Origin of the sequence: Persicimonas caeni, from assembly GCF_006517175.1 — a bacterium.
Classification (GTDB): Bacteria; Myxococcota_A; Bradymonadia; order Bradymonadales; family Bradymonadaceae; genus Persicimonas; species Persicimonas caeni.
The window spans coordinates 4,413,277-4,436,449 of the sequence record NZ_CP041186.1 but is presented as its reverse complement, the minus strand read 5'-3'; the positions used below and the strand labels follow the sequence as shown (position 1 = coordinate 4,436,449).

At 65.8% G+C, this 23,173-nt stretch carries 16 protein-coding genes; 5 read left to right on the top strand and 11 right to left on the bottom strand.

Translation table 11 applies throughout. From position 1 onward, the window contains the following. Nucleotides 1-156 precede the first annotated feature (156 nt). On the top strand, nt 157-897 hold the full coding sequence (locus tag FIV42_RS16330; RefSeq protein ID WP_141198720.1) for a hypothetical protein: 741 nt from the start codon (nt 157-159) through the stop codon (nt 895-897). A gap of 72 nt (nt 898-969) precedes the next feature. Here FIV42_RS16330 and FIV42_RS16325 read toward each other — a convergent pair whose 3' ends face one another. Together FIV42_RS16325 and FIV42_RS16320 are read right to left on the bottom strand one after the other, a co-directional pair. Next, a complete protein-coding gene (locus tag FIV42_RS16325) occupies nt 970-2,205 on the bottom strand; it encodes a hypothetical protein (protein ID WP_141198719.1) in 1,236 nt (411 codons plus the stop codon). Between the two features lie 128 nt (nt 2,206-2,333). Beyond that, a complete protein-coding gene (locus FIV42_RS16320) occupies nt 2,334-2,813 on the bottom strand; it encodes an alpha/beta fold hydrolase (RefSeq protein WP_141198718.1) in 480 nt (159 codons plus the stop codon). Between the two features lie 68 nt (nt 2,814-2,881). On the opposite strand from FIV42_RS16320, the gene FIV42_RS16315 reads away from it, so the two are divergent. Next, the gene (locus FIV42_RS16315; RefSeq protein WP_141198717.1) at nt 2,882-3,850 is read left to right on the top strand and encodes a hypothetical protein; all 969 of its coding nucleotides are present in this window, start codon (nt 2,882-2,884) and stop codon (nt 3,848-3,850) included. Between the two features lie 237 nt (nt 3,851-4,087). Here the strand turns inward: FIV42_RS16315 and FIV42_RS16310 are convergent, their stop codons facing one another. Beyond that, a complete protein-coding gene (locus FIV42_RS16310; RefSeq protein ID WP_141198716.1) occupies nt 4,088-5,800 on the bottom strand; it encodes a hypothetical protein in 1,713 nt (570 codons plus the stop codon). 253 nt (nt 5,801-6,053) lie between these two features. Here FIV42_RS16310 and FIV42_RS16305 point away from each other — a divergent pair, with 253 nt between their 5' ends. Then, entirely contained in the window at nt 6,054-8,777 is a 2,724-nt protein-coding gene (locus FIV42_RS16305; RefSeq protein ID WP_168210703.1) for an ATP-binding protein, read from the top strand. An 18-nt stretch (nt 8,778-8,795) separates the two neighbouring features. Here the strand turns inward: FIV42_RS16305 and FIV42_RS16300 are convergent, their stop codons facing one another. Then, complete coding sequence (locus FIV42_RS16300; protein WP_141198714.1) at nt 8,796-9,551, bottom strand: SDR family NAD(P)-dependent oxidoreductase; 756 nt, start codon at nt 9,549-9,551, stop codon at nt 8,796-8,798. Between the two features lie 230 nt (nt 9,552-9,781). On the opposite strand from FIV42_RS16300, the gene FIV42_RS16295 reads away from it, so the two are divergent. Further along, nucleotides 9,782-12,637: a coiled-coil domain-containing protein gene (locus FIV42_RS16295; protein ID WP_141198713.1), complete on the top strand. Its 2,856-nt coding sequence runs from the start codon at nt 9,782-9,784 to the stop codon at nt 12,635-12,637. A 234-nt stretch (nt 12,638-12,871) separates the two neighbouring features. Here FIV42_RS16295 and FIV42_RS16290 read toward each other — a convergent pair whose 3' ends face one another. The 4 genes from FIV42_RS16290 to FIV42_RS16275 all read right to left on the bottom strand — a co-directional run bounded on the left by FIV42_RS16290 (nt 12,872) and on the right by FIV42_RS16275 (nt 17,600). Next, nucleotides 12,872-13,801 (bottom strand): SDR family oxidoreductase, encoded by a 930-nt coding sequence (locus FIV42_RS16290; protein WP_141198712.1) that lies wholly within the window; start codon nt 13,799-13,801, stop codon nt 12,872-12,874. Between the two features lie 290 nt (nt 13,802-14,091). Next, complete coding sequence (locus FIV42_RS16285) at nt 14,092-15,279, bottom strand: App1 family protein (RefSeq protein WP_141198711.1); 1,188 nt, start codon at nt 15,277-15,279, stop codon at nt 14,092-14,094. Nucleotides 15,280-15,363: 84 nt separating this feature from the next. Beyond that, nucleotides 15,364-16,029 (bottom strand): DUF6064 family protein, encoded by a 666-nt coding sequence (locus FIV42_RS16280; protein WP_141198710.1) that lies wholly within the window; start codon nt 16,027-16,029, stop codon nt 15,364-15,366. Between the two features lie 317 nt (nt 16,030-16,346). Continuing rightward, entirely contained in the window at nt 16,347-17,600 is a 1,254-nt protein-coding gene (locus tag FIV42_RS16275; RefSeq protein WP_222615250.1) for a DEAD/DEAH box helicase, read from the bottom strand. 673 nt (nt 17,601-18,273) lie between these two features. Between FIV42_RS16275 and FIV42_RS16270 the strand changes: the two genes are divergently transcribed. Beyond that, complete coding sequence (locus tag FIV42_RS16270) at nt 18,274-19,683, top strand: SulP family inorganic anion transporter (protein ID WP_281285730.1); 1,410 nt, start codon at nt 18,274-18,276, stop codon at nt 19,681-19,683. A 691-nt stretch (nt 19,684-20,374) separates the two neighbouring features. Here FIV42_RS16270 and FIV42_RS16265 read toward each other — a convergent pair. The 3 genes from FIV42_RS16265 to FIV42_RS16255 form a co-directional block, all read right to left on the bottom strand. After that, on the bottom strand, nt 20,375-21,391 hold the full coding sequence (locus FIV42_RS16265) for a hypothetical protein (RefSeq protein ID WP_141198708.1): 1,017 nt from the start codon (nt 21,389-21,391) through the stop codon (nt 20,375-20,377). A gap of 16 nt (nt 21,392-21,407) precedes the next feature. Continuing rightward, nucleotides 21,408-21,905, bottom strand: coding sequence for a WD40 repeat domain-containing protein (locus tag FIV42_RS16260; protein ID WP_141198707.1), 498 nt, complete (start codon nt 21,903-21,905; stop codon nt 21,408-21,410). 86 nt (nt 21,906-21,991) lie between these two features. Next, complete coding sequence (locus FIV42_RS16255) at nt 21,992-23,074, bottom strand: sensor histidine kinase (RefSeq protein ID WP_168210702.1); 1,083 nt, start codon at nt 23,072-23,074, stop codon at nt 21,992-21,994. Between the last annotated feature and the right edge of the window lie 99 nt (nt 23,075-23,173).

Below are 23,173 nucleotides of genomic sequence, written 5' to 3'. Positions count from 1 at the left end.
TCACGCGTTTTCGAGGGCAGGCACGCGCATTGCAGAAGCATGGGACCAGTCTCTCTTGTTACCGGTCGCTCTTGTTACCGGTCGCTCTTGTTACTGGCGGTCTTACTTACGGTCCACTGCATCTGGGTGAATGTTCCTATGTCGGCACGCACGGTTTTGACAGCACTTCTCGCCTCGCTCCTTCTATCGACCGGCTGCGCACGCCTGTCCCCCCCGCCGTCGGGCAATTTCGGCAGCCTCGCCCTGCCCGCCGAGCCCGGGGAGACTCAATTGTCTGCAGGCGCGGCTTTCGGCGGCTTCTTCTTGGGAGGCAGCGCGGTCGTGGGCCAGTTCAGGGCTGCGCACCAGCTCAACGAAGACTGGAGGCTGGCTGCCGACGTCATCGGCGGCCGCGTCGCCATCAGCGACGAGGACGACGAGGAGGACGACGATACCTGGCTCGACCTCGACGGTCCCCATGTGGGTGAAGGGGGAGTCTTGAGCGCCGGCCGTCTGACATTCCAGCGCGCTCTGATGCGTGACCGCAATTCGATGGTCGGGCTGATGTTCGGCCTCGGAGGAGGTCACTACGGCGTGGGCGACATCTACTATGCAACCGGCGACGTCAGCCTGCCGGTGAGCACGTTTTCGGATGTCGGCGCGCTGTACTTCGGCCCCGCCGCCGCCCTCTCCGTGCCCATCGAGCAGCAAGGGCTGCAGCTCAGCGAAGACGAGCACTACCTGTATCCGACGACCGGCTACGTGGGGCTGAACGGCGGGGCCGCGCTCAATCTGGGCGACCACTTCCGCTATGTGGTCGAGATGCACCTGTCGTTTGCCGGAGCACCGTTTGAAGAAGAGGCGCGTCCTGCCGAGTTTGGCGCGGCGATGAGCGGCGGGCTGGTCGCTCAGTTCTGAGCGCCGACCCGCCGCTGTCGACTCGATGTGCGTGCCGTCTTGATGCCTGTATGAAAATAGTCGTTAGGCCGGTTAGTTATCGGTGGGCGTCGGACCGCAGTAGCCGAGAGTACCCGTGGGCGGCTCGAAGATTCGGCAGGTGTGGTCGGGCGCGGTGCACTCGGTGTCCGAGGTGCACAGCTTTCGGCACACGTTGTTGGGGTCGCAGTAGCCGTTGGCGTAGCCGTTCTGCTCGTTGCACACCACCTGGTAGCCGGTCTGCGGGCACGACTCGCCGATCTGGACCGCCGGCGCGATGCGCAGCGGCTCTTTGATGCACAGGTCGTTGTCGCTGGGGCCGAAGTCGTACACGCAGGTGCCGGTGGTGCAATCGGTCTGACTCTGGTCGCTCCAATCGCAGATCGTCGCACACTCGGTGGTGCGCGCGACCGGATCGGTCACACACTCTTCGGTGGCGCTGCACCCGACGATGGGCAGCGGCCCGTCGGCCTGCGGCTGACAGTGGGGGTCGCCAGGCAGGCAGGTGCCGGTGTTGCAGTCGGGGTCCCAAGCGCCGCAGCCACAGTTACAGGCGTTGCCGTCGAACCACGCCGTGGGCGGGCAGGTCCAGTCTTGGGGCGGGTAGGTCCCTTGCTGAGTGAAGTCGGCCACTTCGATGCACGCCCCATCCGGGACCGGCGTCGACTCGCGGGTCGACGACACCTCCACCTCGATCAGGCGAAGGTTGGTCACCTCGACGTTCCATTTGCGCGTGAACGGGTCGGAGTTGAGCACCAGCGTGCCGCGGTCGGCGAAGAAGGCGCGCGAGGCCGACCCGCCCGGAATCGACAAGCAGTGGTGGCAGTTGCCGAAGTTCTCGTCGACCGTCCCCGGCCCCAGCTCGTAGGTGCCCAAGAAGCGCGCGTTGTTGTACTTCTCGAAGAGAATTTCGAGTGGGCGCAGGTCGCCCTCGACCCGAGGCGACACCACCGTCGAGTACTTGATCGAAGCGCTGTCCTGGAGGACATCGTCGACGGTCGCCGGCACCTGGACCTGCATGCAGTCGGTGTAGGCGTCGGTCGTGTCGCTCGTATCGGCCGCGTCGGTCGTATCCTCCTCGACATCCTCGCCAGCCGCGTCCGCCTCGTCGACGTCCTCCTCGACGTCGCGCCCCGGGGCGTCGGCGACATCCTCCTCGGCGTCGGTGGCGTCGGTGGCCCCGGTGTCGGTTACCCCCGTGTCTGCGAGGTTATTGGAGTTCGTCTCCTCGTCACTGCAGGCGGCGGCGAGGAAGACACAAGAGAGGACGACAACAGCGAGTCTGGACACTTGAAATACCTTGGCACGAATGGCGAAACATTAAATCTAAGGCGCGAAGCTTAACCAGTCGGTCAAATGCAATCAAGCGTTTGAGGATGCTACTAAAAGATGGTCGCGTTTGGGTAACAAACCTCACTTCACGGAGCTTCGAGCACCTTGTGAACCGCCTCGGCCATCAAGTCGAGCGAGCTGTGCAGTCGGTGGTCGTCGTCGACCTCGGTGATCGTCACCCCGAGCTCGGCGCACTTGTCGCGCACCGCGTCGATGGGCACCACGTCGTCGTGAATCCCGTGGATGACCACCGCGTTTTCGGGCATGCGCTCGACCTCGTCGGCGGCGTCCCGATAGAGCGCCGGCGCCATGAGCACATAGCCGTGAAAGCGCTCCGGATGCTTCGAGTAGAGCAACGCGGCGAGCAGCCCGCCGTACGACGAACCGACCACGACCAGGTCGCTCATGCCCTCGGTCTCGCGCTCGGCCTTCTCGAGCCGCTCCCAGATGTCCATGCCCTGGAAATCAGGCGAGGTGACCTCGAAATCCTCGCTCAACCGCAGGTATTTGGTGCCGATGGGGCCCGATTCGAGGCCGTGAAAGAAGTAGATGGGTGAGTTGGGCATGAGGTGTCCTCCGTGTAGAGTGTACTCATCTCAGGTTTGGTCTCAGCAGGTTCCGGAGCATTCATAACATGAAAGCAACCCACGCAAAGCTCGTGTTCCTCGCCCTGTTGTGCTTCAGCTTCGGCCTCATGGCCTGTGAGCGTCCCGAAGAGAAGCCCGATTCGAGCGCCAAAGCCGAGGCGCCGCAACCGCAGCCTACGTCAGAGCCCGAGCCGGCAGCCGCACGACCGAGCACCGAGCTGGACGAGAATCCAAAGATCTCCGAGTTGTGGGGCGCCAAGCACGAGAATGGCGTCGTCAAAGTCGAGCTGCGCGACCTCGACGAGGACGAAAGAAAGAGACTGGCCGCGCTCTTCGCCGACGCAGACGCGCCAGTCGCCTTCGCCGCCGACAAGATGCCCGAGCGGTTTGCGGACGTCGACGCCGTCGACGTGCTCACGCCCGAGGGCCCGACGCGCCTCGAGATCGCGCAGCTCGTCCAAGAAGGCGGCCCGAGCCAGATGCACTACTGGCTGCACACCCAAAAGTCCGACGCGCTCCCCAAAGACCTGGGCTGGACGCTCGCCACGCCCGCCGGCCAGATGGGCGACACGGCGCGCATGCGACCGGCCGAGCCCCAGCCGGTGCACGCCAAGGCCGCGCCCAAGCTCGCCAAGGCGTTTCTGGGCGCGCTCGACGAAAAAGACCGCGACCGCGTGGCAAAGAAGCTCGAAGACGAGCACATGCTCGGCGTGAGCGCGCGTCTTCCGTCGCCCCACGGACAGGTCGTGGCGATCAACGTGCCCGGCAAGAATCAGATGCCCTTGGCCCAGGGCGTCTTCGTCGCCAAAGATACCGGCGAGGTCACCCACACCGTCAAAGAGCCCTTTGTGGGGCCGCTCGGCACGATTGAAATCCTGGCGGTCGCCGATCCCGACGGAGACGACATCGATGGGGTGCTCTACCGGATGAACACCGACGGCTACTGGATCAAGTGGATACACTTCGACGAGCAGGGCAACGTGGTCGTCGAGACGCTGGCGGGTTTTGCGGCCTGAATTGTCGGGTCGAGTTGGGCATCTTGCCCTCGTCTGCGAGAGCTAGAAGCACTCGCACCGATCGACGACAGCGCGATCTTTGTTCGGTGCGTGGGCATCTTGCCCTCGTCTGCGAGAGCTAAAAGCACTCGCACCGATCGACGACAGCGCGATCTTTGTTCGGTGCGTGGGCATCTTGCCCTCGTCTGCGAGAGCTAAAAGCACTCGCTTTCAAGGCAAGATGCCCTGCCTCCTGAATCACGGCGTCGACGCGTTGCCGTACAGAAAGACATTCCACCCCGAATAATCCGTCCAGCCCGACGAGGTATAGGCGCGTGCCCGGACGCGGTAGGCGTTGTCCTCGATGTAGGGCCAGAACTTCTTCGACGCGCTGCTCGGCTCGTAGGTGTAGTACTCTCGCCAGACCTGGCCGTCGTGGTACTGCACCTCGAACTCGTAGCGGCTGGCGCCGCCGACGTCGTCGCAGCTCACCGTGACGCTGTCGGTCCAGACGCGCTGGTTATTCGCCGGGCTCAGGCCGGTGGGGGCGTTGCTCGTCGGCTGGGCCGGGGCGTTCGGGTGGGTGGCGTTGCCGTACAGGAAGACGTTCCAGTCGGTGTAGTCGGTCCAACCCGACGCGGTGCGCGCTCGGGCGCGCCAGCGGTAGGCGACGTCGGAGTAGTAGGGCCAGAACTCTTTCGAGGAGACATCCGGATCGTAGGTGTAGTAGTCGACCCAAAGCCCACCTGCGTAGGCTTGGACGTCGAATTCGTAGTCGTAGGCGCCGCTGACCTGGTCAACTTGCAGGGTCACGCTGCTGGTGGTGACCTGCTCGCCGCCGGTCGGCCAGGCGCCGGTGGGGGCGTTGCTCGTCGGGGCCGTGTCCGTATCGGTCGAGCTGGTGTCGGTCGAACCTGTATCGGTCGAATCGGTGTCCGTCGAGCCACCACTATCGGGACCGCTGTCCGAGCCGGTCGAGATGCCGAACCAGAAGGTGCTCCAATCGGAGTACTCCGAGGTGCCGCCGGCGGTCGTCACGCGCACGCGCCACCGGTAGGCCGCCTTGCTCGCCGGCCAGAAGCGCTTCGAGGCGCTGTCGGTCTCGTAGGTGTAGTACGACTCCCACCCGCTTCCGTCGTAACGCTCGATGTCGAAGGCGTAGCGATACGCGCCGCTGACCTGCTCGGCCGACAGCGTCACGTCGTCGGTCCAGACCGACTTGTTATTCGCCGGGCTCAGCGTCTGCGGGGCGTCGGGGGTGTCGATCGAGTAGCCGCCCGACGAGCCGTCGACAGGCGGGATGTCCGAATAGTCGAGGTGATTGGCCGCGTACTTGGTCAGCTCGATGTGCAGGTGGTCGTGGTGCGGGTGCTTGCCGCCGCCGTGCTCCCAGCAGCGGTTCTTGCAGTAGTCCTCGGTGTAGCCGCGCGAGGTGTTGAACTGCGTCTTGTCCCAGATGAAGTACTGCACGCCGAGCTGGGTGGCGTTTCGAATCAGGTAGTTGGCCACCGGGTCGCCGGCGGTGTTGTCGGCGCGCTCGCCGATGGTGGGGATATACAGGTCGATGGCGCGACCCGTCGCGTGCATCGACAGGCTCGATCCGCCGCGCACCGACCGGCAGTAGACCGTGTGGTCGTAGCGGCTGGCGCCGTCGAAATTGTCCCGAAGAAAGCTCGCCAGGCGATCGGCGCCGGGAAGAATCGGGTTGCCGGTGCCGATGCACTGGTCGGCGTCGTCGTAGGTGATATTACCGGCCTGCTCGCGACCCGCCTCGGCCACGTCGGCCGGCGGGCGGTAGCGCCCGTTGATCGCTTGCGCCTGCTGGACTCGCGCCGTCTCGTCACCGCCCCAATCCCAACCGAGCATTCCGTCGCCACATCCGGTGGAACTCACCGCGGCGAGGAGCAAGCCGGCGAGGCTCATCGTGAGCTTGAAAGAGGAGCGAGAAGTGAGCTGGTACGAACGAGTCATGGTCGCCTCTAAACAGTCCGCGTGTTATGGTTTTTGAGGGCGAAGCAATGCTTTGTCCCTACGAATTACACTACAAACGCTTGTACCTTTCAGACGACTAAATTTGTAATTTTTAGATCTTTAAGCGACCTGAAAGATCTAAAACCCCATCTAAAAGTCTGCCTCAATCCCATCCTAAGTGCCGCCATCCATGTCTAGCCAGAAGTACAATCTGCCTCGCCGACGAAAGCGATTCATCGGACGAGCCCGAGAGATGTCTCTGCTCGACCAATGCATGCAGGAGGCGCCGCTCGTCACGATTGCCGGGACCGGGGGGATGGGAAAGACGCGCCTGGCGATGAACTACGCGGCGAGCACCGAGCGCTTCGAGCAGGTCGTGATGGTCGACGTGGCCAAAGCGCGCACGCTCGACGAGTTTCTGACCGGTGTGACCGAGGCGCTCGAGCCGGTGTTGGAGGCGATGCCCGGCGCCGGCTCGGGGCGCATCGAGCGCCTGGGCCACGCGCTGGCGTCGCTGGGCGACAGCCTGATCCTCGTCGACAACCTCGAGCAGGTGGTCGACCCGGCGGCCCACGCCATGCGCCAGTGGCTCGAAATCGCCCCCGAGGTGAGCTTTTTGGCGACCTCGCGCGAGGCGCTTCGGCTGCGCGGTGAGCGCCTGATTCGGCTCTCGCCGCTGCCGGAAGACGAGGCCGTCGAGCTCTTCGCCCACCGCGCTCGGCAGGTGCGCCCCGAGTTCGACCTCGACGAGACCAACCGCGCCGCGGTCGCCGAGATTGTGCGCTACCTCGACGCGGTCCCGCTGGCCGTCGAGCTCGCCGCCGCGCGGGTCAACGTGGTGGCGCCGGCCGACATCCTCGAGCGGTTGACCGGCGAGGGCGGCGGGCTGCACACGCTCATCCGCAAGACGCGCCACGCCACAGTGCGCCACCAGAGCATGCACGCCACCCTTTATTGGTCGTGGGAGTTGCTCGAGCCCGAGGAGCGCGAGGTCCTGGCAGGAGCGTCGGTCTTTCGCGGGAGCTTCGATCTGCCCGCGGCCGAGGCTGTGCTCGAGACCGACGCGCCGGTGTGGGTCGGCGACGTGCTCGAGTCGCTGGTCGACAAGTCGCTCGTGGTCACCAGACGCGCTCCGGGCTCCAAGCGCGGGGCCCTTCGCTTCCAGCTCTTCGCGACGACGCGCGAATTTGCCGACACGATGCTCGAAGGAGAGCGCCGCGACGAGCTCGAGCGACGACACGCGCGCTACTTCGCCGAGCGGCTGGCCAACTCCAAGAAGCTGCGCCGCGCCGAAGACCTCGCCAACGTCGAGAAGGCATTCTGGGCGTCGCTGGGCACTGACGACGCCACCGCTGCGCGCCTGGCGCTGGGCGCCTACCGGCTCAGAAGAGCGCGCGACGGCCACTCGAGCCGGCAGCTCGAGGTCGTCGACGCCGCCCTCGGCGGCGCGTTCGACGACCCCAAGCTTCGCGCCAAGCTGCTCGGCGCGCGAGCGCGCTGCTACTACGCCGAGGGCCGCTACACCGAAGCGCTGGCCGACGTCGACGCCGGCCTCGACGCCGCCGCGCAGGTCGACGCGACCGCCCGCCGCGCGCACCTGCTCTACCGCAAAGGCACGGTGCTGCGCGCCGCAGGCAAGCCATCGGCGGCCCGCCAGCCCCTCCGCGAGGCCCTCGAGCTCGCCGACTCCCTCCGCGACGCGCCGGCCATCGTCAAGATGCGCCAGATTCGCGCCATCGTCGATTACGAGCTGGGCGACTTCGACAGCGCCGCCGCCGAGCTCGCCCATGCGCTCGAGCTGGCCAGGCGCCACGCCATCGAAGCACTCGAGGCGCGGGTTCTGGTCGATCTTTGCCGATGCCAGGTCCCCACCGGCGACCTCGAATCGGCCGCCCACAGTCTCGACGGCGCACGCAGCATCGACACCGCGGCCGCCCCGCGCTTTCAGATGCGTTGGCTCGAGGCCCACGGCGAGCTCGAGTGGTATCGCGGCCACAACAAGCGCGCCTACGAGTCGTTTCGCCGCGCGCTCGACTACGCGTCCAAGGAAGACTGGTCGAAGACGAGCGCCGGGCGCCGGCTCAACCCGCTTCGCTTCGGGCTCAGCGCGCTCGACGCCACCGACGACGAAACCTCGCCCGAAGCATACCTACGTACGGTGTTGCAGACGGTGTGGGACACCGAAGATATCCCCGACCGCGTCCAGGCGCGCACCCGCTTGGCGATCATCCACCTGCGCCGCGGCGAGTTTCGCGAAGCCGTACGCCTGATGCGCCTGGCCACAGGCGAGGTCGACGCCCTCGAGTCGGGCCGCCTTCGCGCCCACGTGCGCTGCTGGGCGGCGGTCGCCGAAGCCGCCTTGGGCGGACGCGAGCGCGCCGAGCGACTGCTCGATGAGGCCCGCGCGGGCTTCGAGGAGTTGGGCGCGCGCGCCCTGCTCGACGACGTCGCCTACTTTTTGCGCGCCGGCGACTGCCTCGGCCAAGAGGGCCACGCGTCCGCCCTTGAGCTCGACGACATCGTCGAAGACCTGAGCACCCGCGCCAAAGAGCGTCGCTTCCAGCCCCAGGCGCGCATCTGGCGCTGGGTCTGCTACGACCACCTGTTAGAGCTCGCCGAGCTCTTCGAGAGCGCGGCGAATTCGATCGCTCCCCAAGAGGGCCTGATGGTCGCCCGCGACGGCAGCGCGTTCCGCCTGCCCGACGGCGAGCACGTCGACCTATCGAGCCGCCAGGCTTTGTCGCTCATCTTGGCCGAGCTCGCCCGACGCCGCGCCGCCGGCGAGGACGACGGCATCTCGGTCGACGCCCTCAGTCAGGTCGGCTGGCCCGACGAGAAGCTGACCAAGTCGGCCGGCTCCTCGCGGGTCTACACCGCGATTCGCACGCTGCGAACCATGGGGCTCGACGGGATCTTGCTGACCGGACGGGAGGGGTATGTGTTGGATCCGGAGTTGGACTTTGCGTGGTTGGAGTGAGGCGCCTGCGGCGCGTTTTCACACCGGCCGGCCGGCCATCATGTACGAGGCGAGTAGTCCGCCGTCGACGGGCAGGGTGACGCCGGTGACGAAGCTCGCGGCCTTGCTCGCCAGGAAGGCGACGACCGTGGCGACTTCTTCGGGCTCGCCCATGCGGCGAAGCGCGTGCAGGTCTTCCCAGTCGCGACGAGTCTGCTCGGGGTCGTCGGCCTCTTCGAGGGCGTCGAGCAACGTCTCGGTGGCGATGGCGCCCGGGGCGACGGCGTTGACGCGGATCTTTCGCGGTGCCAGGTCGAGCGCGGCTGCGCGGGTCAGGTTGATGAGCCCGGCCTTCGACGAGGCGTAGGCGGCGTTATGCTGCTCGGCCTGGATCCCCTGCACGCTGGCGACGTTGACCACCGACGCCCCGTCGGGCATCTGCTCGGCGGCCAGTTGGATCAGGTGCATCGGCGCGGTCAGGTTGACCTCCAGGACCTGGCGCCAATCCTCCAACGCCATCTCCGCGACACTTCCGGCCCGAAAGCTCGCCGCGTTGTTGACCAACAGATCGATGCCGCCCAACTGCTCGGCGACCGCCTCGACGACCGCCACGCGGGCATCTTCGTCCGAAAGGTCGGCCTGCATGCGATGCGCGGCGAGCTCACCTGCGGCCTCTTCGAGGTCGTCACGTACATCGACGAGGAAGAGCTCGGCGCCCTGCTCGGCGAAGTGTTTGGCGATGGCGTAGCCGATGCCGCGGGCCGCGCCGGTGATGAGGATGCGTTCGGGGGTCATCGGTTCTCCGTCGTTGTTCGAGGTTGTTGGATTAAAACTATTTCTTTACGACTCGTCCTTCAAGCAGTCTCGAACGTCGTACGCTACAAAACCGTGCACCTCCATCCTCGCCGATAGCGCGGCAAGATCAAACAAAACCTCTTTGTTTTCAGCCGGATAAAGCATGGATCAAGCGCATCTACTTCCCCTATGATGGTGTGTCGGTCGCACTGTAGTAGAACGGAGAGTCCATGTTTCGCCGCACCGCCCTTCTGGCTCGTCATCTCATCGCCCTCACCATCCTGTCGGTCTCTTGCTTGTTGGTCTCTGGACCCGCCTTCGGCGCGGACTGGGACAGATTTCCCGAACTCGAGGGGCGCCAGCACGCCGCTATCAAAAAGCGCTTCGACGGTCCGCTCTACGACCAGGTGCGGGAGTGTTACCGGCGTTACGACTCGCGCGTCGGCGCCGAGTATTTCGCTGCGATGGTCGACGTGACCGACGCATCGGGCAGCCGCTCGCGCAAGAAGAACGACGCCGGCCCCTACGCCGCCGCGCTCTTCGACGCGTGGAAGGAGCAGCGCAAGCTCGACGCCCAGGACGGCGTGTTGGTGGTGCTGGGGCTTCGCAATCGCTCGTTGGCCGTCGTGCCGGGCGAAAAGTGGAAGAAGATCGGCTTCGACGGCGAGGTCATCGAGGAGACGCTGAACGCCGCGCACGTCAAAAAGTACCAGCGCCGCGGCAAATACGTCGACGCCCTCTGCTCGGTCGTCCACGACATCGACCTGCGCCTCTCCTCGCTGCAGCGCGAGATGGACGGACGCATCTCGAAGCTCAAAGAGAGGCTGCCGGCGCTCGACCGCAAGCTCGGCGTGTTGACCCAGCAGGTCGACGGGCGCTTCAAGGAGGACCGCGCGTTCGGCGAGGAGTTGCGCGAGAAGCTCGCTAAGGCGCGCGCGCAGCTCGACGAAGCCAGCAAGCTCGTCGAGACCGAGCCCGCCCAGGCGGTCAACTTGGCCGACGCGGTCGAAGCCGTGATCCAGCCGGTGCGCAAGGACCTGTCGCGCTTCGACACCGACATCGCGGTGCTCGACGGACTCGAAAAGGACCTGGCGAAGCTCGAAGAGACGATCGAGGCCCGCCCCGACGTCGACTGGGAGCACCCGCAAGCCGCCCTCGCCCAGCTCGACGAGTGCAAGGAGAAGGCGGCTGATATCCGAAACGCCTACGAGGGGCGGCCCCCGCAGGTGCGCGATTGTCAGCGCAAAGCCGAGGAGCACCTCGCCCGCGGTGACGTACACTACTTCTACCTTCGCGGTGTGCTGCCAACCGCCGTCGTCGGGCTCATTGTGCTGCTGCTGATCAGCTTCGTCGCCGTGCGTCGTCTGCGCAGAAGGCGGGCGATGCGCGTGCTCGACGCCGACCTCGCCGAGTGGAACCGACGCCTCGACCGGGCGTTGACGCGGCTCGACTCGATCCACGACCTGTGCCCCTGGTACTTCGCCCCCGGCCGCACGTTGTGGCGTGGCGAGAGCGCGGCCCTCGACGCGCGAGTGAGCGACGCGACCAACCATATCGCGCTGCTGCTGGCCAAAGGGCGCGAGCTCGTCGCCGAGGCCGAGGCCCTGCGCGACGAATCGCACGCGCTCGACGCCGAGCGCCTCGAGCGCGCCCTGGCCGTGCTTCGCGAGACGAGCGTGGAGTTCGAGGCCGGGCGCGTTCACCCGCACCAGCAGCTCGAGATGCCCCTGTCGCAGCCGATCGCCACGAGCGCCAACGAGCTGCTCGGCGCCCTCGACGACACCTACTTGCAGGTGCGCAGCGAGCTCGACGAGGTCGTCGAGATGAACGCGCGCCTGGCCGAGGCGACCGATCGGGCCGACGCCGCCGCGGCGCGGGCCACGCACGCCGTCGAGCTGCGCGGCGAGCTCGGCCTCGACGCCGAGCACCTGACCCAGCCGCTGACCTCGGCGCTGGTCTCCTGGCGTCAGGCCAAGCGCGTGTCGGACGCAGACCCCAAACAAGCCTCCGCGCTCTTCGAAGAGGTCGCCGTGGGGCTCGAGGAGCTCGCCGAGCGCGCCGAGCTCGGCAACGAGGTCGTCCAGCGCATCCAAGGCCCCGTCGCCGAGCTGGGCGACGAGATGGAGCAGCACACCCTGCGCCTGCGCTTTGCACGCATCAACCTGAGCAAGCTCAGCTTCGACCCCCGCGACGAACTCGAGGCCGCCAAGCGCCGCGCGGTCAAGTGCATCGGCCTAGTCGACGCAGCGCGCGAGGCCGAGGCCGCGCAGGCCCTGGCCGACCTCGAAGAATCGCTCGAGCGCATCGCAGAAGGGCTCGAGGTCGTCGCCCAGACGCGCGACGACGTGCCCGAGCGGCTCGACGAGATCGCCGAGCGCCGCCGCGAGATCAAAGATCGACTCCTGGTGCTGCGCTACACTCTTCGCATGCTCGCCTCGAATAACGACGACCGCGTCTTCGAGGAGGAGTCGCAGCGGCTCAACAGGCACCACGCGCGGCTGACCGCGCTGCCCAACCGCATCGACCTTGCCCGGGAACACCACGAAGCCGGCCGCTACCTGATGGCCGCCGAGCAGATCGCCAAGATCGAGCGTGTTTTCGAGAAGTCGGAGGCGTTCATCGCCCAGCTCGAGGAACTCGAGGACGACGTGGCGAAGGCGCGCGAGCTGTGCGTCGAGCTCGTCGAGACGTGCGAGCCGCGGCTTCGCGCGCTGCAGGTACGCAGCAAGAAAACAGGAGTCAGCGCCGAGCTTCGCTCTCTGGTCGCCGAGCAGGCCGTCACGTTCCAGATCGTGCGCGACGCCGTGCGCGCCGAACACGCCGACTGGCTCGACGCGCGCGACGAACTGCTCGCGCTCAACGAGGTGCTGTGGTTCCTGTCCGCCGAGGTCGACCTCGACTTGGAGGGAGGTCACGACGCCACCGGCCTCGACGCCGAGGCGACGCGCCAATACCGCGAAACACAGGTCGCTCTGATGACCTACCGCCCGGCCGTGCGCGACTCGCTAGCGCCCCAGTCGCTCGGCGAGAGCTCCTCGTGGGCCGATTCGGTAGCGACGATCGATGCGCCGGCGGTGGCGATCTGACATTTCGGTGCGGGGCATCTTGCCCTCGCCTTCGGTGCGTGGGCATCTTGCCCTCGTCTTCGGCGCGTGGGCATCTTGCCCTCGTCTTCGGTGCGGGGCATCTTGCCCTCGCCTTCGGTGCGGGGCATCTTGCCCTCGCCTTCGGTGCGTGGGCATCTTGCCCTCGTCTTCGGTGCGGGGGCATCTTGCCCTCGTCTGCGAGAGCTAGAAGCACTCGCTCCGATTGAGGGTCCCCTACGCCGTCACCTCGTCGACGATACGCTCCGTCTCCTCCCACAGCCGCCTGGCCAGCTCGGGCTTCTTAGCCCGGCCGGCCGGGTCGGCGACGTTGCAATCCTCCATATACTCGCCGTTGATTGTAGCCGCGTCGGGGTGCACGGCCGCCCACGTCTGGGTCGCCGCCCCCTGCGGGCTCGACTTCAAAAAGAGCGGCTCGGCCATATTCCACACCGTGCGCAAGATCGGGTTCATGTGGCGCGTCAGGTTCGTGGCGATGACCCCCGGATGCACCGCGTTGGCCACCCGGCGGGTGTCGTCGTCGGCGAACCGACGCCCGAGCTCCTTGGCGAAGAGCAAATTGGCGAGCTTCGATTGGCCGTAGGCGCGCCAGGCGCTGTAGCCCTTCGAGCCGTCCAGGTTGTCGAATTGGATGCCCTCTTTGGGCGAAGAGCGGTGCGCGTCGCTGCTCACCATGACCACGCGACCGGTGTCAGACAGCGTGTCGAGCAGGCCGGTGACCAGGATGAAGTGGCCGACGTGGTTGGTGAAAAACTGCTTCTCGTAGCCGTGGGCCAACTCGAGCTGGGGCAGCGCCATGATGCCGGCGTTGCAGATGATCGCGTCGAGCTCGACGCCGTGCTCTCTGACCTCGTCGACGCACGCCTGCACCGACTCGGGCTCGGCGAGCTCGCAGACGACCGGGATTGTCTCGCCGTCGACCTTCGCGCCGGCGTCCTGGGCCTTCTGGCGCGTGCGCGCCGCCGCAAAGACCGTCGCGCCGCGCTCGGCGACGGCCTTCATCGTGTCGAAGCCGATGCCCGAGTTGCAGCCGGTGATCAAGACGTGGCGGCCGGATAGGTCGAGGTCGTCGACGACTTCGTACGCCGTGGTCGACCAGCCGTAGCCGCTCGGGCCCTTTCCTTTGAATAATCCAATCACTGACATGGTGGATCTCCGATGCGCTGATTCGCTGATTCGCTGAATATATGAGATGGGATAACACGGAAGGAAGATACGCGGAAACTCTGAGCGCGGTGCCGCTGAAGATTCATCTGATTTTCGCTGAAGGCGCTGTAGCTCCGCACCGCTCCTGATGGACCGACACGCCCCGGACGGCGACCTTCTACAGCGTCTTCCGCGCACTTCAGATGAATCTTTAGCGTTTCAGCGTTCGGCGTCTTAGCGGCTCCGAGCCTCTGAGCCTCTGATTCTCCGAGCTCCAGTGAATCAGTGAATCAGTGAATCAACGACTCCACACTCCGCGCAGCCTTACGCAGCGCCGCCCACACACGACTGGGCGACTTCTCCTCTTCCTGACGCCGGTCGCGCCGCACCGCCGCGAGCTCGGCGCGGTCGATCCAGCCCTGCTGGGCGGCATGTCGCGCCGCCGCCACGGTGTCTTTGACCAGCCGAAGGTCGGTGTCGTAGCAGCGAATATCGCGCGCCATCGCCTCCACCTGGAGGGCGCGCGCCGGCGAGACGTCGCGGATATACACGGCGGCGATCTGGTCGGGGTATTTCTCGACCACGGAGTGATAGACCTCCGGATCTTTTTGGCCGGAGTCGCCCACCAGGATGAACGGCAGGTCGGGGTAGGTCTGCAGCACGCGCTCGATGCGGTTGATCTTGTAGTCGGTGTGCCCGGCGCGGATGAACTTGTCGCGGTCGATGCCGAAGTCCTTCAAGAAGAGCGGGCCCACGGGGATGTCCTGGACCTGCATGAACTCGACGAGGAGCTCGTAGATATTCCAGGGCGACGAGGAGACGTACCAGATGGGGTTGGTGCGCCGGCCGGCGTCGTATTGCAGCGCGCGGTAGAATGCGCCGACGCCCTCGAAGGGCACGCGGGTGTGCGGGCTGTTGAGCAGCACGACCCGCGCGTGGCGCAACAGGTTGGTCGCGCCGGTGTGCACGATGGTGTCGTCGACGTCGCTGATGACGCCGAAGCGCGCGTCCTGGGGCACCTGAGCGCGGTTGTCGAACTGGAACGACGTCTGGCCCACCCGCGAGTGCGGGCGCGGCTCGAGCAGTTGCAGGTCGACCGGGTGCCACAAGCCGTCGTCGCGGGGCACCTCGTCGGGCTCGAGCACCGCGTCGAAGTAGCCCTCACTGTCGGTTCGGACCTCGCGCTGCTCGTCCCCAAACTCCACGAGCACCCGCGCCCCGGGCACCTCGTCGGTGCGATAGCGGCGCAACATGTTGAACAGGTTGCGCAACCCGGTGTCCTCGAGCTTCGACTCGACGACCGGGTCGGCGAGCACGCGGCCTTTGACGTGGATCTTGTCGTCGGTGCCGTAGCCCCGGTAGCCGACCACGCGCAGCGGTTTGTAGTAGCCGACCTTCTTGCGAAAGAGCCGATTCGCCCGGTCGAGCTGCTCGTCGATGAGCGCAGCGGTTCGGTGGATGGGAGCTGGAACGTCCATGGGGCACCTCGCGATGTAAACAACTGTGATCGCACAGGAAAGATGGACGCGAGAGGGTTGCTGAAAAGGGCGATGTTGTAGGCATCACTCTGGCAACCGCGCCGGCTCCGGCTCCCACGTCGCGTGGTCGCGGTACAAGAGCAACCCCGTGGCCACCACCGCCGCGATACTCACCCCGTAGTCCTGCAGCACGCCCATCTGCGCGGCTGCGATCGTGGCCGTAAAGGCCCACAACACGGGCACGGCGAGCAGGTAGAGGGGGACCTTGCGGGTGGTGAAGAGGAGGATGCCGAAGGTGAAGATCGTCATCGGGCACGGGGCGACGCCAAAGACCGGCGCGGCCGGGTACACGTGGCCCAGCGCCATGCCGAAGACCGGGTAGAGCACGAGCGCGTAGAGCAAGAAGATGCCCCCGATGATGTGATAAGCGCTGAGCTCGAACGAGAAGCGAAGCCGGTCGCGCACGGTCGCCCACACGAAGAGCAGGCCCTCGAGCACGAACAGGCCGCCGAAGACGAAGGCCATCGCGTTGATCTCGGCGAAGAAGCCGACGTGATAGACCAGCCCGTCCCAAAACCAAAAGAGCGCGAGCACCGCGCCGATGAGCGCGCCTGCCCAGCGCGAGCGCACCGCGGTAAGCCCCACGGCGAACACGCCCAGCGCGTAGGCGACGATCTGGGCGGGCCAGATGGCCTGATTGTAGTCGAAGAAGACGTCGAAGAATTCGGCGACTGAAAAGGGAAGCTCCATACGTCACCCCGTCTCGAAAACGTAAAGAGGGAGCGTTGCCCCTCCTTACAAGCATGCGATCGAGCGACGTATTGGCGAGGTCGCGGATGCGTTGCCCCAGCTGTTCGAAAGGGAAGAGTAGGCATTGCAGGCGCGCGGCGATGCCCCCGGCCGGCCTTCGCCGGCCGCCCCCCGCGCGGAGCCGCGGGGGGCTTTATGGCTGCTCTAGCGGAAGTGGTTCAGAGGCGAACCTTCAAGAATCGACCACTTCTGATAGGCCGACCATATAGGCCCCCGTTGCTTCGCCCCGGGGGGCTCAACCTAGCTGGGAGTTCAGCTTAACGACGCCCACGGCGTCGCTTACGCCCACCGCCGCGATTGTTGCGACGGCGCTTCTTGCCACCGCCGCCTCCGCGGCTGTTACGGCCACCACGCCCACCACGCGACGGCACCGCCGCCTGGTGGTGATACTCGTGGTCTTCGTCGGTCGGAATGGACTGGCCGATGACGCGCTCGACCTTGCGAAGCTTTTTGGCCTCGGACTCGTCGCAAAACGAGATCGCCACGCCCTCGCGGCCCGCGCGGCCGGTGCGGCCGATGCGGTGCACGTAGCTTTCGGGGTCGTCCGGAAGGTCGAACTGGAAGACGTGGGTGATATCGTCGACGTCGATGCCGCGCGAGGCGACGTCGGTGGCCACGAGCACGTCGTATTTGCCGTCTTTGAAGCCCTTGAGAGCCCGTTGGCGGGTGTTCTGCGACTTGTTGCCGTGGATGGCGATCGCGGGGAAGCCGGCCTTGCCCAGACGCTTGGCCAAGCGGTTGGCGCCGTGCTTGGTACGCGTGAACACGATCGAGCGGGCCACGCCCGGGCCGCCCAAAAGGTCGACGATCAGGCGCTTTTTGTCGCGCTTCTCGACGAACATGATGCGCTGGTCGATTTTGTCGACCGTGGGCTCCTCGGGCGCGATCTCGACGCGCACCGGGTTATGCAGAATCTGGTTGGCCAGGTCGACGATGCTCTTGGGCAGGGTCGCCGAGAACAGAAGGTTCTGCCGACGCTTGGGCAACTGCTTCATGATCTTGCGGATGTCATGGATAAAGCCCATGTCGAGCATCCGGTCGGCCTCGTCGAGCACGAAGCACTCGACCTTGGACAGGTCGATGAAACCGCGGCCCATCAGGTCGAGGAAGCGCCCCGGGCAGGCGACCACCAGGTCGACGCCCTTTTTGAGGTCGCGAATCTGCGGCTTCTCGCTCACGCCGCCGAAGACGAGCGTGCTCTTGAGCGACAGATGCCGCCCGTAGGTCTCGCAGCTGCGCTGGATCTGCGCGGCGAGTTCGCGGGTGGGCGACAGGATGACCGCACGGATCTGGCGCTTGCCGCCCGTCTTGGTTTTGTGCAGGTGCTGCAGGACCGGCAGCGAAAACGCGGCGGTCTTGCCGGTGCCGGTCTGCGCGCAGCCGAGCATGTCGCGGCCTTCGAGCAGCGGCGGGATCGACTGTGCCTGGATGGGAGTGGGGGTACGATAATTCTCGGCGGCTATCGCGCGCTGGAGCGGCTCGATGAGGTCGAGCTCCTTGAAAGTCTTCAAAAAATACAACCGGGTGTGGTGAGCACCCGTCACTCAGGCGCTCGGAAGATGCCGCGTGCTAGCACGTCGACGTGTGGATGTCCAAGGAGGTAAGGGCGGTGGTTATTCCGTATGTAGGCATTGCCGGCACGCAACGATGCCCCCGGGGCGCCTCCGCGCCCCGGCCCCCGTGCGATGCAACGGGGCCTTTATGGTCGGCCTGTTAGAAGTGGTCGATTCTCGAAGGTTCGCCTCTGAACCACCTATGCCAGAGCAACCATCAAGCCCCCCGCCGCTCCGCGCGGGGGGGCGGGCGGCGAAGGCCGCCCGGGGGCATCGCCCCGAGCCGGCAATGCATTCAATGGAATGAACCCTGCTGCTCCTTCGTATTTCGAACCGCGAGATATTAACCCTTGTCTTTCAACCCCGGCTCGATTAAGCAGCGCCACCTACTCTTGGTTCGCCGAGAGCTGGACGCACAACTCCCCGGATTCACCACTCGTAAAGAAGTCGAAGAAAGGGCCGCGAACAGCGCTGCTGGCGTGTATCACTCGATACGCCCCGGCTGCGCCCACGGCACCCGTGTGCGTCGTTTGAGACAGATTTGTGACGCAAAGAAGTAAGTAGAGACGTAAGCAGACAGGAAGCAAAGTTGCTCGAAGCAATTAAGAAGTCTTGGTTTTCGAATCCTCGCATGGACGTCCTCGCGGGCATGACCGTCGCATTGGCGCTCATCCCCGAAGCGGTCGCCTTCTCCATCATCGCCGGCGTCGACCCGATGGTCGGGCTGTACGCCTCGTTCTGTATCGCCGTGACCACCGCGTTCGTGGGTGGGCGCCCGGGTATGATCTCGGCGGCCACCGGCGCCATGGCGCTCTTGATGGTCACCCTCGTGGCCAATCACGGCCTCGAGTACCTGCTCGCCGCGACCATCTTGACCGGCGTGCTCCAGATCATCTTCGGCCTGCTCAAGGTGGGCCGGTTCATCACGTTTATCCCGCACCCGGTCATCCTCGGATTCGTCAACGCGTTGGCGATCCTGATCTTCATGGCCCAGCTGCCCCAATTCGAGGGCGCCGGCTGGATGATGTACGCCATGGTCGCCGGCACATTGGCGATCATCTACGGGCTGCCGCGCATCACCAAGGCAGTCCCCTCGGCGCTGGTGGCCATCGTGGTGATGACCGCCATCGCCATCTTCGGCGGGCTGGGCCTGAACACGGTGGGCGACATGGGCGAGATGACCGCCGCGCTGCCCTTCTTCCACCTGCCCAACATCGAATTGTCGTGGCATACGCTCAAGATCATCTTCCCCTACTCGTTCGCCCTGTCGATGGTCGGCATGCTCGAGTCGTTGCTGACCGCCAAGATCGTCGACGACATGACCGACACCAAGAGCGACAAGAACAAAGAGATCCGCGGCCAGGGCCTGGCCAATATCGTGGCCGGCTGCTTCGGCGGCATGGCCGGCTGCGCGATGATCGGCCAGTCGGTCATCAACGTCAAAAGTGGCGGTAGCGGGCGCTTGTCGGCGCTCGTGGCCGGCGTCTTCCTGCTCTTTTTGATCCTGGTGCTCGGCGACATCGTCGCCCAGATCCCCATGGCCGCGCTGGTGGGCGTGATGATCATGGTCTCGATCGGCACCTTCGACTGGCAGTCGATCCGCGAGCTGCACAAGGTGCCCGCCAGCGACGCGCTCGTCATGGTCACCACCGTGGGCGTGGTCGTCTACACCCACGACCTGGCCATGGGCGTGGTCGTGGGCGTGGCGCTCAGCGCGCTCTTCTTCGGCTGGAAGGTCGCCCAACTGCACGCCGATCAGCAGCTCCAGGAGGACGGCTCGAAGCACTACACCGTCCACGGCCCGATGTTCTTCGGCACCGCCACCCACTTCGCCGACGTCTTCGACATCAACGACGACCCCGAGCACGTCGTCATCGACTTCTCGCGCTCGCACGTGTGGGACCACTCGGCGGTCACCGCCATCGCGCGCATCATCGAGAAGTACGGCGAGCTCGAAAAGCAAGTCTCGCTGGTGGGGCTGAACACCGAGAGCGAGCAACTCATCGACCGCATCGGACTGGCCTCGCCGTCGGGACACTGATTCTCGACGGTGGCGGCTCGTTGCGGGCTCCGAACTCGCTGATGAGCTGCAACGCGCGGAGCCTGCGGGCTCCGAGTTCACCGAAGCATTTTGACGCCGGACGCTTCCGCCTCCGACGGTCACCAAAGCATCGCCAGGCCGGACATCTCCGGCCTGGCGATGCTTTTTTTGATGCTCGAGACGGACGCTTCCGCCAAAATTGGGCACTCGTGCATCGCGACGGCGGACGCGTCCGCCATTTTTCGTCGTCAACGGCCGCGAAAGCCGGAACGCTCCGCCAAAAAAGTGCACAAATTGCCGCGAAGGCCGGATCGCTCCGCCTTTTCGATGCTCCAGAGCTCGCCAGAGCCGGACGCGTCCGCCAAAAAAATGCTCCAGCCACCGCGACGGGCGGAGCGCTCCGCCCGAAAAATGCTTCGGTCGTCGTGGAGGGACGGAGGCCCTGAGACGCCGAAGCGCGGAGGGCGCTGGAGCGCGGAGGGCGCTGAACTCTGGGCCGCTAAAGATTCATCTGCAGTTCGCTGAACACGCTGCAGAAGGCAGCCCTCCGTCGCGTGTCGACGCGCCGCAGCGATCACTGCTCTACAGCGCCTGCCGCGTCGTTCAGATGAATCTTTAGCGCTTCAGCGTTCTGTGCCTCAAAAACTCCGCGCCCCAGCGCTTTAGCGCCCTTCGCGCTTCAGCGTATCCGCTAATCCAACGCGAGCTCGGGAAGCGCCGGCAAGACCGCCACGCGGCGGACTTCGATGCGTGAGAGCACCTCGCCCAGCTCGGCGAGTTGGTCGACGGTGGGGGGCTGGGCGGGGAGCTTGTCGGGGGCGACGGCCCACTGGACCAGCCGGAGGCGGTCGGGGCCGAATCGCTCGACGACGAGGACGCTGCGGGGTTGGCCGAAGTCGCGGCCCTCGGGCTCGTAGTAGACGCCCGGCTCGCCGGCGAAGCCCTCGGCGATGATGAAGTTTTGCGGCTTCAGGGCCTTGTTGAGGATGCGCACGTACAGCCGGTTGGTGCCCTCGTCGTAGATCGCCCGCGCCTTGGGCGGCTTGATGGCCATGTGCTCCGGCGCGGTGGGCGTGCGCGCCACGGCGTCGCGGTTGACGACCTTCGTGTAGCGAATCTCGCGGAGCCGGTCGCTCTGCAGGCGCCCCGACACGCGCACCTCCTCGGCCTCGTCACCCTCAGCCGAGCCGGCTGCGCCGAGCTCGAAGCGCGCGGCGAGTTTGCCGCGGCCCGCGCTTTTGTACGTGTCGGCGGTCATCGTGCCCGTGTAGTCGATGCTCGTCCCGGCAAAGGTCATGCAGTCGATCTGGACCTCGCGCGGGAAATATTGCGTGTAGACCTCGCGCGTTTTGCCCTCGCCGACCGGCGACTCCAGAAACGTAAAGAGCTGATTGTCCCCAAAGCGGGGAAACTGCACCCACAAGGACGGCGCGCCGTCGTCACGTCGGGTGTAGTCGAGGGCGGTGGTCACCGCGTCGAAGTAGAGCGTGCGCTTGCCCCGGGCGTTCTCGAAGACGAGCACGTTGGGCGCGTTGGGGTCGCCGTAGCTTCGCTCCGAGGGGCACTGTACTTGCTTTGTTTGCCCTGCTTGCCCTGCCTGCTTTGACTTCTGGGCCGACTCTTCCGACGCCTTCTCGGCCGTCCCCGACGTCTGACAGCCCGCGAGGGCGACTACAACACATACCAACCCAAACCATTGACGATTCATGACAGTTCACTGCGAATTAGAGTTCGTGGAGTTCGATGGTTCCGTCGGCGCCGCCGGTGACCAGCACGCGCCCGTCGGCCGAGAAGGCCACGGCGGTCACGTTGCCGGCGTGTCCGGTCGTGACGAGGGTGGACGGGCTCGAGATGACGTGGTGAGGGGTGCGCTCGACGAGCCGGTAGACCATCACGTCCGAGCATATGTCGGCCTCGTGGGGCACCGCGATCGCCAGGCGGTCGCCGTCGGGCGAGAACGCCAGCGCGTAGACCAACTCGTCGTGGTCGACCGCGCCGAGCTCCGCGCCGGTGGCCGCGTCGAGCAAGAGCAGCGCGCCAAAGGTCTTGACGGCCACGCGCGACCCGTCGGCGTTCGCGGCGACATAGTCGACCTTGCCGCTGTGGCCTCCGCCGGCTTCGACGGTGACCGAGTCGGGCACCAACTCGAAGGTCGCCCCCCGCTCGGTGGACCCGGCGGGGAAGAATTCACTGAGGATTTTTTGGATGAGGCGCGGTTCCATCACTCCCTCACAGCATGCGCTCGTGAGGGAGTGTTGTACCACGTTTGGAGAGTGGGCGGGAGGGCGTAGCCGCCGGCAGTACCGGCTCAGTCGACGTTGCTGCCGTCCAGCGGAACGCGCAGCGTAAAGCAGGCGCCGTTTCCGGGGATCGAATCGACCACCAGCTCGCCTCGGAGCTGCTCGGCGCTCGCGCGCGAAGCCGTCAGCCCCAGCCCCTCACCGCCGCTGTCGTGCTTGGTGGTGTAGTAGGGCCGGAAGATATGCAGCATCTGCTCGGGGGGGATTCCGGGACCGTCGTCGCCGACGGCCAACTCGAAATACTCACCGGCCGGCAGACACGAGGTCTTGTCGTCCCCTTCGAGCAGCACGCGGCGCGTCGACACGGTGATATTGCCGCCGTCCGCTCCGCAGGCGTCGCGCGCGTTGAGCAGCAGGTTGAGCACGATGCGCTCGAGGGCGAGCGGATCGGCCTGGAGGAGCCCGTCCCACTCCAGCTCGGTGAACAGTTCGCAGCCGGCCGGCAGCGACGGCTCGACGAGGTGGACGACCTCTTGGATGACTCGGCTCGGGTCGACGATCGCCTCGCCGTCCGAGCTCTCTCGCCCCAGCGAGGTCAGCTTGCGGGCCAGGCGCGTCGCCTTTTTGGCCGCCTGGAGGATATCGCGCAGATCTTCCTGGTACTCCGACTCGCTCGGCAACTCGGCGTTGAGAAAGGACGCCAGGCCGATGATGCCGGTGAGCAGGTTGTTGAAATCATGCGCCACCCCGCCGGCGAGTTGAGCGACCGACGCGGCGAGCTCCTCGGCGTGCTGGCGACGCTGGCGATGGCGAAGGCTCTGCAGACGCGGCAGAAAACGGAAGGCCAAGCCTTCTTCACGCTTCGTGGCCCGGATGGTCAGGTCACAAAAGCCCGTATTCGCGTCCACCGCGTCGACGAGCACCTCGTCGGCGCCTTCGTCCACCAGCTTGGCCATCACGCCGGCCACATCGTCGGCGAGTCCCAAACAGGAGACGACGGCGTCGAGGTCCTTCCCGTCGAGAGCTTCCGCGACGGCAATGGCCTCGGCGAACGCCGCGTTGTACCGCTGAATGCGCCCAGAGGGGTCGACGATCACCTCGGCGATCGCGCCCAAGCCCAAGTTCGATTCTCGTTCGTCTTGATGTGTCATACTGACTCGTTCGGACATACTGCCTCTTCCTCTATCTCTATGGAACCCCTCGAGAGAAGGCTCTCGTATTAACACTGACCATCATCGCAACCACGGCGA